General features: G+C 59.8%; 10 protein-coding genes. 9 read left to right on the plus strand and 1 reads right to left on the minus strand.

Annotated elements, in window-relative coordinates; genetic code table 11:
• Positions 1–180 precede the first annotated feature (180 nt).
• Positions 181–1,449 (plus strand): malic enzyme-like NAD(P)-binding protein, encoded by a 1,269-nt coding sequence (locus HUW52_RS03195; RefSeq protein ID WP_102899524.1) that lies wholly within the window; start codon positions 181–183, stop codon positions 1,447–1,449.
• Positions 1,450–1,794: 345 nt separating this feature from the next.
• Here the strand turns inward: HUW52_RS03195 and HUW52_RS03200 are convergent, their stop codons facing one another.
• Entirely contained in the window at positions 1,795–4,239 is a 2,445-nt protein-coding gene (locus HUW52_RS03200) for a penicillin-binding protein 1A (protein WP_371929253.1), read from the minus strand.
• A 219-nt stretch (positions 4,240–4,458) separates the two neighbouring features.
• Here HUW52_RS03200 and HUW52_RS03205 point away from each other — a divergent pair, with 219 nt between their 5' ends.
• From HUW52_RS03205 to HUW52_RS03240, 8 genes are all read left to right on the plus strand, one after another.
• Entirely contained in the window at positions 4,459–5,523 is a 1,065-nt protein-coding gene (locus tag HUW52_RS03205) for a pilus assembly protein PilM (RefSeq protein ID WP_016983851.1), read from the plus strand.
• Positions 5,523–6,089 carry a PilN domain-containing protein gene (locus HUW52_RS03210; RefSeq protein WP_123449350.1) on the plus strand — a complete coding sequence of 189 codons (567 nt, stop codon included), beginning with the start codon at positions 5,523–5,525 and terminating at the stop codon, positions 6,087–6,089. Before HUW52_RS03205 ends, HUW52_RS03210 begins: the two co-directional genes overlap by 1 nt.
• Positions 6,086–6,709 (plus strand): type 4a pilus biogenesis protein PilO, encoded by a 624-nt coding sequence (pilO, locus tag HUW52_RS03215; protein WP_016983853.1) that lies wholly within the window; start codon positions 6,086–6,088, stop codon positions 6,707–6,709. Before HUW52_RS03210 ends, pilO begins: the two co-directional genes overlap by 4 nt.
• Complete coding sequence (locus HUW52_RS03220) at positions 6,706–7,233, plus strand: pilus assembly protein PilP (RefSeq protein WP_175552957.1); 528 nt, start codon at positions 6,706–6,708, stop codon at positions 7,231–7,233. Before pilO ends, HUW52_RS03220 begins: the two co-directional genes overlap by 4 nt.
• Positions 7,234–7,246: 13 nt before the next feature.
• Positions 7,247–9,328: a type IV pilus secretin PilQ gene (pilQ, locus tag HUW52_RS03225; protein ID WP_175552958.1), complete on the plus strand. Its 2,082-nt coding sequence runs from the start codon at positions 7,247–7,249 to the stop codon at positions 9,326–9,328.
• Between the two features lie 4 nt (positions 9,329–9,332).
• Entirely contained in the window at positions 9,333–9,851 is a 519-nt protein-coding gene (aroK, locus tag HUW52_RS03230; protein WP_011332081.1) for a shikimate kinase AroK, read from the plus strand.
• A 152-nt stretch (positions 9,852–10,003) separates the two neighbouring features.
• Positions 10,004–11,104, plus strand: coding sequence for a 3-dehydroquinate synthase (gene aroB / locus HUW52_RS03235; RefSeq protein WP_175552959.1), 1,101 nt, complete (start codon positions 10,004–10,006; stop codon positions 11,102–11,104).
• Between the two features lie 10 nt (positions 11,105–11,114).
• Positions 11,115–12,704, plus strand: a complete 1,590-nt coding sequence (locus HUW52_RS03240; protein ID WP_016983857.1) for an AAA family ATPase — start codon at positions 11,115–11,117, stop codon at positions 12,702–12,704.
• Positions 12,705–12,782: the final 78 nt, after the last annotated feature.

Consider the following 12,782-nt stretch of genomic DNA (forward strand, 5'->3'; position numbering starts at 1 on the left):
AAAATTGTAGACATTTTTTCTGTCGATTGTGAACAGTCAAGCCCTTGTGCGCCGTGGCTCTTGGCCCAAAGTCGTAGGGCAGGGCGCTTGACAGGGGTGACTGCTCAGTCTTGTGGGGACTTTGCGAGGCGCGTATCCTCGCTGACCAGTCTGTCCAACAGTAAAAAGCGGAATGCCAAAATGTCTGATCTGAAAACTGCCGCTCTCGAATATCATGCCAATCCTCGTCCAGGGAAGCTGAGTGTCGAGCTCACCAAGGCCACTGCTACCGCTCGCGACTTGTCGCTGGCCTACAGCCCCGGCGTAGCTGAACCAGTGCGTGAGATCGCTCGCGATCCTGAACTGGCCTACAAATACACCGGCAAGGGCAACCTGGTTGCAGTCATTTCCGATGGCACCGCGATTCTCGGCCTGGGCAACCTCGGCCCATTGGCTTCCAAGCCAGTGATGGAAGGTAAAGGCGTACTGTTCAAGCGCTTCGCCGGCATCGACGTTTTCGACATCGAAGTCGACTCCGAAAGCCCGCAAGCCTTCATCGACACCGTAAAACGCATCTCCATCACCTTCGGTGGCATCAACCTGGAAGACATCAAGGCGCCTGAGTGCTTTGAGATCGAACGTGCTCTGATCGAGCAGTGCGACATTCCGGTGTTCCACGATGACCAGCACGGCACCGCGATCGTGACCGCTGCGGGCATGATCAACGCCTTGGAAATCGCTGGCAAAACCCTGCCGGACGCCAAGATTGTTTGCCTGGGCGCTGGCGCTGCGGCCATCTCCTGCATGAAATTGCTGGTGAGCATGGGCGCTCGCATCGAAAACATCTTCATGGTTGACCGTACCGGCGTGATCCACTCCGGCCGTGACGACCTGAACCAGTACAAAGCGGTATTCGCTCACGCTACCGACAAGCGCAGCCTGGCTGACGCACTGGCAGGCGCTGACGTGTTCGTCGGTCTGTCCGGCCCGAACCTGCTGAGCGCTGAAGGCCTGCTGTCGATGGCACCGAACCCGATCGTGTTCGCCTGCTCGAACCCGGACCCGGAAATCTCCCCGGAACTGGCGCACGCTACCCGTAGCGACGTGATCATGGCCACCGGCCGTTCCGACTACCCGAACCAGGTCAACAACGTACTGGGCTTCCCGTTCATCTTCCGTGGTGCTCTGGACGTTCGCGCCAAGCGCATCAACGAAGAGATGAAAGTGGCTGCCGCCAACGCCCTGCGTGAACTGGCCAAGCTGCCTGTTCCTCAGGACGTTTGTGACGCTTACGGTGGTGCTCCGCTGGAATTCGGTCGTGAGTACATCATTCCGAAGCCAATGGACAAGCGCCTGATCACCCTGATCTCCGACGCTGTGGCCAAAGCCGCAATCGAGACCGGTGTGGCGACCCTGCCGTATCCGAAGAACTACCCGCTGAAAAGCGTGGATGACGTGTTCAACGGCTAAGTCGTTGTAGCGCTTCAAACAGAAGCCCCGGCTCGTGAGAGTCGGGGCTTTTTTGTTTTTGGGAATTTTCAGGATCGCATTTCATATCAACAAGGGCCCTCACCCTAACCCTCTCCCAGGGGGAGAGGGGACTGATTGGGGGATGCTGGAGAGTGACGCCGACCTGAAAGTGTTGTGTTGAATCTATAGGCGCTGATGCGCTTTCAGGTCGACGTATCTCGCGAATTTCCCACGGTCAGTCCCCTCTCCCTCCGGGAGAGGGTTAGGGTGAGGGTGGCTCTTGATCCTCAGGCAATAAAAAGCCCCGCACTTCACGCGAAGGCGGGGCTTTTCATTGTCAGCGGATCAGAACAAATCGATCGGCGCCTGCTCATCCGCCGGCAGTGGGCTGCCCGGTGCGGTGCCGTTGCCCAGTTCATTCACCGACGGCGGCGTGTCTTCAGACTTGAACAGTTCGAAGTACGCGCCCGGCGTGCTCGGCGTCGCCGCACGGCCACTGACCGGATCCACGCGCAGACTCAGCAAGCCTTCCGGCTCAGGCTGCACGTGCGGCGGCTTGTCCTTCAGCGCAGCCGACATGTAATTCATCCAGATCGGCAGCGCCACAGTACCGCCGAATTCACGGCGACCGAGGCTTTCCGGCTGGTCGAAGCCAGTCCACACCGTGGTCACGTAATCGGCGTTGTACCCGGAGAACCACGCATCTTTCGATTCGTTGGTGGTACCGGTTTTACCGGCGATATCGCTGCGGCCCATGGCCAATGCGCGACGGCCGGTGCCGAGCTTGATCACGTCCTGCAACATGCTGTTGAGGATGTAAGTGGTACGGCCATCGACAATGCGCTCGGCCACGGCTGGCGCTTGCGGTACGGCAGCGTTGCCCGGCGCTTCACCCGGAACCGGCGCGGCATTGACCGTGAACGACTCAGTGCTCGGCGCAGCGATACCGTCCGTCGCCGAACCACCCTGAGGCACGGTTGGCGGGTTGGCAACGAACAACGTGTCGCCGTTGCGGCTTTCGATCTTGTCGATGATGTACGGGGTGATCTTGTAACCGCCGTTGGCGAACGTGCTCCAACCGGTGGCAATCTCCATCGGCGTCAGCGTTGCGGTACCCAGCGCCAGCGAGAGGTTTGGCGGCAGGTCCTGCTTGTTGAAACCAAAGCGAGTGATGTAGTCGATGGTCTTGCCTACGCCCATCGCTTGCAGCAAGCGGATCGATACGAGGTTACGCGACTTGTACAGCGCCTCACGCAAGCGGATCGGGCCGAGGAAGGTATTGGTGTCGTTCTTCGGGCGCCAGACCTTGTCCAGGTATTCGTCGACGAACACGATCGGTGCGTCGTTGACCAACGTGGCCGCGGTGTAGCCGCTATCCAGCGCAGCACTGTAGACGAACGGCTTGAAGCTCGAACCCGGCTGACGCTTGGCCTGCATCGCGCGGTTGTAGTTGCTTTGCTCAAAGGCGAAACCGCCGACCAGCGAGCGAATCGCACCGTTCTGCGGATCCAGCGACACCAGCGCACCTTGCGCCTGCGGAATCTGGCTGAACTTCAACGAATTGTCTTTTTGGCGCTGTACGCGAACCAGATCGCCGACCTGCGCGACATCCGACGGCTGGCGCGGGTTGGCGCCCATGCTGTTGGTGTTGAGAAATGGGCGCGCCCATTTCATGGTGTCCCAGGCGACGTGTTCTTCACCGGTGCGGGTCAGCACTTGCAGGCCGTTCTTGTCGACCTGAGTGACGATGGCCGGCTCAAGGCTGCTGATAGTGCGTTGTTTGGTCAGTTCGCTGGCCCAGGCTTCGCGGGTCTTGCCCGGCAGGCGCGACTCGGGGCCACGGTAGCCGTGGCGCTGGTCGTAGGTCATCAAACCTTCGTGCAGCGCGGTGTTGGCCATTTCCTGCAGGTTGCTCGGCACCGTGGTGGTGACGCGGAAACCTTCGGTGTAAGCATCGCTGCCATAACGGCCGACCATTTCGGCACGGGCCATTTCGGCAATGTACGGCGCGTTCACTTCCGGGGTCGGCACGTGATAGCTGGCGTTCAGCGGTTCGTTGATCGCGGCGGTGTAATCCGCTTCGGTGATCTTGCCGAGCTTGTACATGCGCCCGAGGATCCAGTCGCGACGTTCTTTACTGCGCGCCGGGTTGGCCAACGGGTTGAAGCGCGACGGCGCTTTCGGCAGGCCTGCGATCATCGCCATCTGCGCCAGGCTGACATCGCGGATCGACTTGCCGTAATACACCTGCGCCGCCGCTTCGATACCGTAAGCGCGGTTGCCCAGATAGATCTTGTTCACGTACAGCTCAAGGATTTCGTCCTTGGTCAACTGCCGCTCGATCTGCAGGGCCAAGAGAATTTCGGTGGTTTTGCGCGAGAAGCTGCGTTCGCTGGTCAGGAAGAAGTTCTTCGCCACCTGCATGGTGATGGTGCTGCCGCCAGACTGAATGTGTCCGCTTTTTACCAGTTGCGTCGCGGCGCGCATCAGGCTGCTCGGGTCGACGCCATAGTGGTTGGCGAAATTGTCGTCTTCAGCACTTAGTAACGCATTAATGAAATTGGGGGGAATGTCGGCGAAACGGATCGGTGTGCGGCGCATTTCGCCAAATTCTGCGATCAACTTGTTGTCGCTGGAGTAGACCCGCAACGGAATCTGCAACTGAATGCTTCGCAGAGCCTCCACAGACGGCAAACCCGGACTAAGGTAAAGAAACGCGCCGCTGAGACCTAAAAGCAGTCCGCAGAAAACGGCGACGATGGACCAACCGAAAAATTTCAGCAGACGAATCAAGGCGTTTGGACATCCAGGGCAAAGAATGAATTTGGCGACGGGGCTCCGGCTACACACAGAACCATCCGCGCTTGCAGTAAAAAGCAGAAAAAAACGCTGGGCATTATAAGCACTTTTCTGTTGGGGGCGTCATTTGCGCTTCTGTCAAGACGGGGTGAAGGAACGCAATGCGTATTACAGAGTCCGTAACTCACGGAAAGTCATAGGGAATTGGTAGTGCTGGGACTCTTCAATAAAAAAGCCAATACGTTACTGGGGATCGACATCAGCTCCACGTCAGTGAAGCTGCTGGAACTGAGCCGTCAGGGTGATCGCTACCGGGTCGAGGCGTACGCGGTAGAGCCGTTGCCGGTCAACGCCGTGGTCGAAAAGAACATTGCCGAACTTGAAGGCGTCGGTCAGGCCCTGAGCCGTGTGCTGGTCAAGGCGCGCACCGGGCTCAAGAGCGTGGCGGTCGCGGTGGCCGGTTCCGCCGTGATAACCAAAGTCATCGAAATGGACGCCGGGCTGTCCGACGACGAACTGGAAAACCAGCTCAAGATCGAAGCGGACCAATACATTCCCTATCCGCTGGACGAAGTCGCTATCGATTTCGAAGTCCAGGGCTTATCACCGCGCAACCCCGAGCGGGTGAACGTGTTGCTCGCCGCCTGTCGCAAGGAAAACGTCGAAGTCCGTGAAGCGGCGCTGGCTCTCGCCGGGCTGACCGCGCGGGTAGTCGATGTCGAGGCCTATGCACTGGAGCGCTCGTTCGGCTTGCTCGCAACGCAACTGGCGGCCTCTCAGGAGCGTCTGACCGTGGCGGTGGTCGACATCGGCGCGACCATGACCACCCTCAGCGTCCTGCACAACGGCAAGATCATCTACACCCGCGAGCAATTGTTCGGCGGTCGGCAATTGACCGAGGAAATCCAGCGTCGTTATGGCCTGACCCTCGAGCAGGCAGGGTTGGCGAAAAAGCAGGGCGGTCTGCCCGACGATTACATCAGCGAGGTCTTGCAGCCGTTTCGTGAGGCGCTGGTGCAGCAGGTCTCACGTTCATTGCAGTTCTTCTTCGCTTCCGGGCAATACAACGCCGTCGACCACATTCTGCTGGCTGGCGGCACGGCGTCGGTACCCGGGCTGGATAGGCTGATCGAGCAGCGCCTGAACACGCCGACGCAAGTGGCCAACCCGTTTGCCAACATGGCCTTGAGCAGCAAGGTCAACGCTGGCGCGCTGGCCAGCGATGCGCCGGCGCTGATGATCGCCTGTGGGCTCGCGCTCAGGAGTTTCGACTGATGGCGCGGATCAACCTCCTGCCCTGGCGCGAAGAGCGCCGCGAAGAACGGCGCAAACGCTTCCTGCTGGCCTTGATCGGCGTGGTGGTCGGCTCGGTCGGCGCAGTGCTGATTGCCGATCAGGTCATCAGTGCGGCCATCGAGCGGCAAGTGGCGCGCAACGACTACATCGGCAAGCAGATCGCTGTGGTCGACGAACGGATCAAACAGATCAGCGATCTCAAGGCGCGCCGTCAGCAACTGGTCGAACGCATGCGCATCATCCAGGACTTGCAGGGCAACCGGCAGATCAGCGGGCGGATCTTCGATCAACTGGCACGCACGCTGCCGGACGGAGTGTATTTCACCGACGTGAAGATGGTTGGCAAGACTCTGTCTATCAGTGGCGCCGCAGAATCGAACAACCGGGTCTCCGAGCTGATGCGCAATCTGGATGCCTCCGACTGGTTCGACGCGCCGAGCCTCAATGAGGTGAAAGCGACGACCGCAGGTCAAGTGGATCAGGCCAACACGTTTGAGCTGACCGTGCGGCAGACCCAGCCACGCACCGTGGAGGACGAGCAATGAAGCCGTCCGAATGGCTGGAAAGTCTGCGCGACATCGATTTCAACGACCTCGATACGAGCAATATCGGCTCGTGGCCAGCGGCAGTCAAAGCCATCGCCGGGGCGCTGTTGATGGTGCTGGTATTGGCGCTCGGCTATAACTTTTTTATCAGTGATGTGGAGAGCCAACTGGAGGCCAAGCGCGAAGAAGAGGCCACGCTCAAGGAGCAGTTCGCCAGCAAGGCGCGTCTTTCAGCCAACCTTGAGCTGTACACCCAACAAATGAAGGAGATGGAAAACACCTTCGGCGTGTTGCTGCGACAATTGCCCAGTGATACCGAAGTGCCGGGCCTGCTCGAAGACATCACCCGCACCGGTCTGGGCAGCGGCCTGGAGTTCGAAGAGATCAAACTGCTGCCGGAGGTCACCCAGCAGTTTTATATCGAACTGCCGATCCAGATCACCGTCACCGGCGCCTATCACGACCTTGCTACCTTCGTCAGTGGCGTGGCGGGGCTCCCGCGCATCGTTACCTTGCATGACTTCGAACTCGCTCCTGCCGATAAAGAGGGTGGGCCGAAGCTGCGCATGAGCATCCTTGCCAAGACCTATCGCTATAACGACAAGGGGCTGCAGAAATGACCCCGATTCGTTACATCGCGTTGTCGATGACGCTGCTTGCGTTGAACGGTTGTGGTGGCAGCGATGACTTCAGCGATCTCGACGCTTACATGAACGAAGTGCGCCTGCGCCCGGCGGGCAAGATTGAACCAACCCCGACATTTCGGTCTTACCCAACATTCACTTACAGCGCTGCCAACCTGCGCAGTCCGTTCTCGCGCCAGGTGCGCGTCGATCTGGCTGGGCAGAAACATGGCTCGCGCAACGTCAAACCGGACCCCAACCGGGTCAAGCAATACCTCGAAGGTTTCAACATCGAGCAGTTCGAGATGGTCGGCACGATCTCCAATGTTTCCGGCTCCTTTGCGTTGTTGCGCGGTGCTGGCGGCGTACATCGGTTAAAGGTCGGCGATTACCTGGGGCGCAACGACGGTCGCATTGTCGCGATCAGCGCAACACAGGTCGACGTGGTCGAAATCGTGCCGGACGGCCAGGGCGCCTGGCTGGAGCGCCCGCGCACCATTCCTTTGAAAGAGCACTCATAGTGGAAGTCGAACAATGAACAGGATTTTCTCCACCCTCGGTTTTTCGCTATGGATAGCGCTGATGTCGCCGATGGTATTCGCGGCCAATCTGAAGACGCTCGACGTGGCGGCGTTGCCGGGTGATCGCGTCGAGCTGAAGTTGTCGTTCGACGGCCCACCGCCACAGCCCAAGGGCTACACCACCGAATCGCCGGCGCGGATCGCCCTGGATTTGCCCGGTGTTGCCAGCCAGTTGGCCAGCAAGAACCTTGATCTGGGCAGCGGCAATGCACGCACCGCCACGGTAGTCGAAGCCAAGGACCGCACGCGGCTGATCGTCAGCCTCACGCAACTGGCGCCTTACAACACGCGGGTCGAGGGCAACAATCTGTTCGTGGTGGTCGGGCAGGGCGCGCCGGCGGCGGCGCCGAGAGTCGCAGCCGTTACACCACGCGCTGCGGTAGCGGCTGCGGCACCGGCCAAGGCCTTTGTGCCGAAAAACCGGACCATTCGCGGCGTGGATTTCCAGCGGGGTACGGCAGGTGAGGGCAACGTGGTCATCGACCTGTCCGACCCGACCATCGCTCCGGATATCCAGGAACATGACGGCAAGATCATCCTCAGCTTTACCCGCACGCAGTTACCAGACAAGTTGCGGGTACGCCTCGACGTCAAGGATTTTGCTACTCCGGTGCAGTTCGTCAATGCCGGGGTGAGCGGTGATCGCACGGTTATTACTGTCGAACCCAGCGGCACCTACGAGTACTCCACCTTCCAGACCGACAACAAACTAACCGTCAGCATCCGCCCGATGACGGTCGATGACCTGCAGAAACGTAATGCCGACCGTCAGGCGTACGTCGGTGAAAAGCTCTCGCTGAACTTCCAGGACATTGATGTGCGCTCGGTGCTGCAACTGATTGCTGACTTCACCAACCTCAACCTGGTCGCCAGCGACACGGTGCAGGGCGGCATCACCTTACGCCTGCAGAACGTGCCGTGGGATCAGGCGCTGGATCTGGTGCTGAAAACCAAAGGTCTGGATAAACGCAAGATCGGCAACGTGCTGCTGGTGGCTCCCGCCGATGAAATCGCTGCCCGCGAGCGTCAGGAACTGGAATCGCAGAAACAGATCGCCGAACTGGCGCCGTTGCGCCGCGAACTGTTGCAAGTGAATTACGCCAAGGCTGCGGACATCGCCAAGTTGTTCCAGTCGGTGACCAGTGCCGAGGCTAAAATCGACGAGCGTGGCTCGATCACCGTCGATGAGCGGACCAATAACATCATTGCCTACCAGACTCAGGATCGCCTCGACGAACTGCGGCGGATCGTGGCGCAGCTGGATATTCCGGTGCGTCAGGTAATGATCGAGGCGCGCATCGTCGAGGCCAACGTCGATTACGACAAAAGTCTGGGCGTGCGCTGGGGCGGCTCGATCCAGAACAAGGGCAACTGGAACACTTCAGGCGTGAGCAACGGCACATCGACCACCATCGGCACGCCGGGCAGCACCAGCACCAACTCGCCGTTCGTCGACATGGGTACCGTGGGCAACACTTCCGGGATCGGTATCGCCTTCATCACCGACAACGTGTTGCTCGATCTTGAGCTGACGGCAATGGAGAAAACCGGCAACGGTGAAATCGTTTCGCAGCCCAAGGTCGTTACCTCGGATAAGGAAACCGCGAAAATCCTCAAGGGCACCGAGATTCCGTATCAGGAAGCCAGTTCCAGCGGCGCGACATCGGTGTCGTTCAAGGAGGCCTCGCTGTCATTGGAAGTCACCCCGCAGATTACCCCAGACAACCGCATCATCATGGAGGTCAAGGTCACCAAGGACGAACCGGATTACCTGAACAAAGTGCAGGATGTGCCGCCGATCAAGAAAAACGAGGTCAACGCCAAAGTGCTGGTCAACGACGGCGAAACCATCGTGATTGGCGGTGTTTTCTCAAATACTCAAAGCAAGGTTGTAGATAAGGTGCCATTTCTTGGCGATGTGCCGTATCTTGGCCGCCTTTTCCGGCGTGATGTGGTTTCGGAGAAAAAATCCGAGCTGCTGGTATTTCTCACACCACGTATCATGAATAACCAGGCGATTGCTGTGAGTCGTTGATTCTGTGCGAAATTTGATTCTTGTAGGACCGATGGGTGCTGGTAAAAGCACCATCGGCCGGTTACTGGCCAAAGAGCTGCGCCTGCCGTTCAAAGATTCCGACAAGGAAATTGAGCTGCGCACGGGCGCCAATATCCCGTGGATCTTCGACAAGGAAGGCGAACCCGGCTTTCGTGACCGTGAGCAGGCGATGATCGCCGAGCTGTGCGCGTTCGATGGCGTGGTGTTGGCGACCGGCGGTGGCGCCGTGATGCGTGATGCCAATCGCAAGGCCCTGCATGAGGGCGGGCGAGTGGTGTACCTGCACGCCTCCGTCGAACAGCAGGTCGGACGCACATCGCGCGACCGCAATCGACCGTTGCTGCGCACGGCCAATCCGGAAAAAACCCTGCGCGACCTGCTGGCTATTCGTGATCCGCTCTATCGGGAAATCGCCGATCTGGTGGTAGAAACCGACGAACGGCCGCCCCGCATGGTCGTGCTCGACATTCTTGATCGTCTGGCGCAGCTTCCACCCCGTTAAAGCATCGTTCGAAATGCGCTATCCTCGGCGTCCTGTCACAGCCCGTCGAGGTTGTGGCGGATGGCGTGCGAGCGGCGTCATACCCGCTATAGGCCGCAGATAACCAATAATTCAGGGCAGGACGCCTGCTTCCATCTTCACTGTGGGGACACATGCAGACACTCAAGGTCGATCTAGGCGAGCGCAGCTACCCGATTCATATTGGCGAAGGTTTGTTGGATCAGCCCGAACTGCTGGCTCCGCACATCCATGGGCGGCAGGTGGCAATCATCTCCAACGAGACCGTTGCGCCGCTCTATCTCGAACGTCTGACCCGCAGCCTGACGCAGTTCTCAGTGATCTCGGTGGTGTTGCCGGACGGCGAAGCCTTCAAGAACTGGGAAACTCTGCAACTGATCTTCGACGGTCTGCTGACTGCACGTCACGACCGCCGTACCACTGTGATCGCCTTGGGCGGCGGTGTGATCGGCGACATGGCCGGTTTCGCTGCTGCCTGTTACCAGCGCGGCGTCGACTTCATCCAGATTCCTACCACCCTTCTGTCTCAGGTCGATTCTTCGGTGGGCGGCAAGACCGGTATCAACCATCCTCTGGGCAAAAACATGGTTGGCGCGTTCTACCAGCCGAACGTGGTGCTGATTGATACGGCGTCCCTGAAAACCCTGCCAGAGCGCGAGCTGTCTGCCGGCTTGGCGGAAGTTATCAAGTACGGCCTGATCTGCGATGAGCCGTTCCTGACCTGGCTTGAAGACAACGTCTATGCCCTGCGTGCGCTGGATCAGAAAGCCCTGACTTACGCCATCGAGCGCTCCTGCGCAGCCAAGGCTGCGGTAGTGGGTGCCGATGAGAAAGAAACCGGCGTACGCGCCACGCTCAACCTCGGTCACACCTTCGGCCACGCCATCGAGACCCACATGGGCTATGGTGTCTGGTTGCACGGGGAAGCGGTCGCCGCTGGCACGGTGATGGCGCTGGAAATGTCTGCCCGTCTGGGCTGGATCAGTGACGCGGAGCGTGATCGCGGCATTCGGCTGTTCCAGCGAGCCGGTCTGCCGGTGGTGCCGCCGACGGAAATGACCGAAGCCGATTTTCTTCAACACATGGCAATCGACAAAAAAGTGATCGACGGTCGTCTGCGCCTGGTGCTGCTGCGCCGGATGGGCGAAGCGGTAGTGACCGACGATTATCCGCATGAGGTTCTACAGGCCACGCTGGGAGCGGATTACCGCGCCCTGGCTCAGCTTAAAGGTTAATAAGATTCCGATGACTAGTTTGCATGCCGACGAGGCGTTCCTCGGCCACTTCCAGTTAAGTCATGACCCGTTCGCGCCGCGCGTGCCGGGCTTCAAATTCTTCCCGGCCCAGCGCAAGCCGGTGCTGGGTCAATTGCATCATCTGGCGCGCTACAGCCAATTGCTACTTGTGGTCACCGGTCCGCAAGGCAGCGGCAAAACCTTGCTGCGTCAGGCGCTGGTCGCCAGCACCAACAAGCAGTCGGTACAAAGCGTGGTGGTTTCCGCGCGTGGCGCCGGCGATGCTGCTGGCGTGCTGCGCCAGGTTGCGCAGGCACTGAACGTCGCTCAGGCCGAAGTTGGCGCGATTCTCGATCAAGTGGTGCAACTCGCACTGACCGGTCAGGAAGTCTATCTGCTGGTGGATGACGCCGAGCAGCTCGATGAATCCGCCCTCGAAGCGCTGATGGCGCTGGGTGCCGGCGCACCGGAAGGTCGCCCGCATGTGTTCCTGTTCGGTGAGTCGTCGCTGATCGCTCAACTCGAGGCTTTGCACCTCGAGGAAGAACGTTTCCACGTCATCGAATTGCAGCCGTACACCGAAGAAGAGACCCGCGAGTATCTCGACCAACGGCTCGAAGGTGCCGGCCGGGGTGTCGAACTTTTCACCGCGGATCAGATCTCTGATATTCACGAAAGTGCCGAGGGTTGGCCGGGCAATATCAACCAGGTCGCTCGCGATGCTCTGATCGAAGTCATGATTGCCAGCCGCTCAGCGGTCAAGCGTCCAAGTATGGGGTTCAACATGCCGAAGAAACACGTATTGGCGATTTCCGCCGTCGTTGTGGTCGCGGTCGCCGCCGCCTGGTTGATGCCGGGTCGCAACAAGGCGCCAACCACCGGCGCTCCTGCCAATGAGCAGGCACAGTTGCCATTGGGACAGGGTGCCAATGGCGGTGCACCGAACGTCGAATTCGCCGGTAATACGCAGCCGATGCCGCTGCCGTTGGTCGGCAACTCTCAACCGGTCATGCGCGGCCCGTTGGCTGAAGCCGCTGGCGGTATCACCGAGGGCGACGACGGTGTGCCTCTGGAAGGCTCCAGCGCCACACCGCCAACCGTGACCACTTCGGCGCCACCCGCAGGTGTTCCGGCAGGTCCTGCGCCGACACCGGTGCCAGTTCCGGCGGCCAAACCGACTCCTGCGCCAACCCAAGTCGCCACCGCCAAGCCTGCTCCGGCAGCGCCAGCGGCGAAACCGGCTCCTGCACCAGCCAAACCTGTTGCTGCGGCCAAACCGGCCGAGAAGCCGGTTACCGTCGCCAAAGCGGCCGGTGGCAGCTGGTACGCCGGTCAGCCAACCAGCAACTACGTGGTGCAGATCCTCGGCACCAGTTCGGAAACGGCCGCGCAAAGCTTCGTCAAGGAGCAGGGCGGCGAGTACCGGTATTTCAAGAAAGTTCTCAACGGCAAGCCTCTCTACGTGATCACCTACGGCAACTTCGCCAATCGTGATGCAGCCGTTTCTGCCATCAAGGCCTTGCCAGCGAAGGTTCAGGCTGGTAAACCTTGGCCTCGCACTGTCGCCAGCGTCCAACAGGAACTGGCAACAACTCGCTGAAGATTCGGCGGCCTTACCCAGGCCGCCTCTCCAAGCACCTCAAAATTTCTACGAGTGCGCGCCGCCCTTACGGGCCGC

The organism is Pseudomonas sp. 43A, from assembly GCF_013363935.1.
GTDB lineage: Bacteria > Pseudomonadota > Gammaproteobacteria > Pseudomonadales > Pseudomonadaceae > Aquipseudomonas > Aquipseudomonas crudilactis.

What these genes read in the sequence shown, in the direction of transcription:
- HUW52_RS03240 (WP_016983857.1), top strand. Translation starts at nt 11,115, where the DNA reads ATGACTAGTTTGCATGCCGACGAGGCGTTCCTCGGCCACTTCCAGTTA.
- HUW52_RS03220 (WP_175552957.1), top strand. Translation starts at nt 6,706, where the DNA reads ATGACCCCGATTCGTTACATCGCGTTGTCGATGACGCTGCTTGCGTTG.
- HUW52_RS03210 (WP_123449350.1), top strand. Translation starts at nt 5,523, where the DNA reads ATGGCGCGGATCAACCTCCTGCCCTGGCGCGAAGAGCGCCGCGAAGAA.
- pilO (WP_016983853.1), top strand. Translation starts at nt 6,086, where the DNA reads ATGAAGCCGTCCGAATGGCTGGAAAGTCTGCGCGACATCGATTTCAAC.
- HUW52_RS03195 (WP_102899524.1), top strand. Translation starts at nt 181, where the DNA reads ATGTCTGATCTGAAAACTGCCGCTCTCGAATATCATGCCAATCCTCGT.
- aroB (WP_175552959.1), top strand. Translation starts at nt 10,004, where the DNA reads ATGCAGACACTCAAGGTCGATCTAGGCGAGCGCAGCTACCCGATTCAT.
- pilQ (WP_175552958.1), top strand. Translation starts at nt 7,247, where the DNA reads ATGAACAGGATTTTCTCCACCCTCGGTTTTTCGCTATGGATAGCGCTG.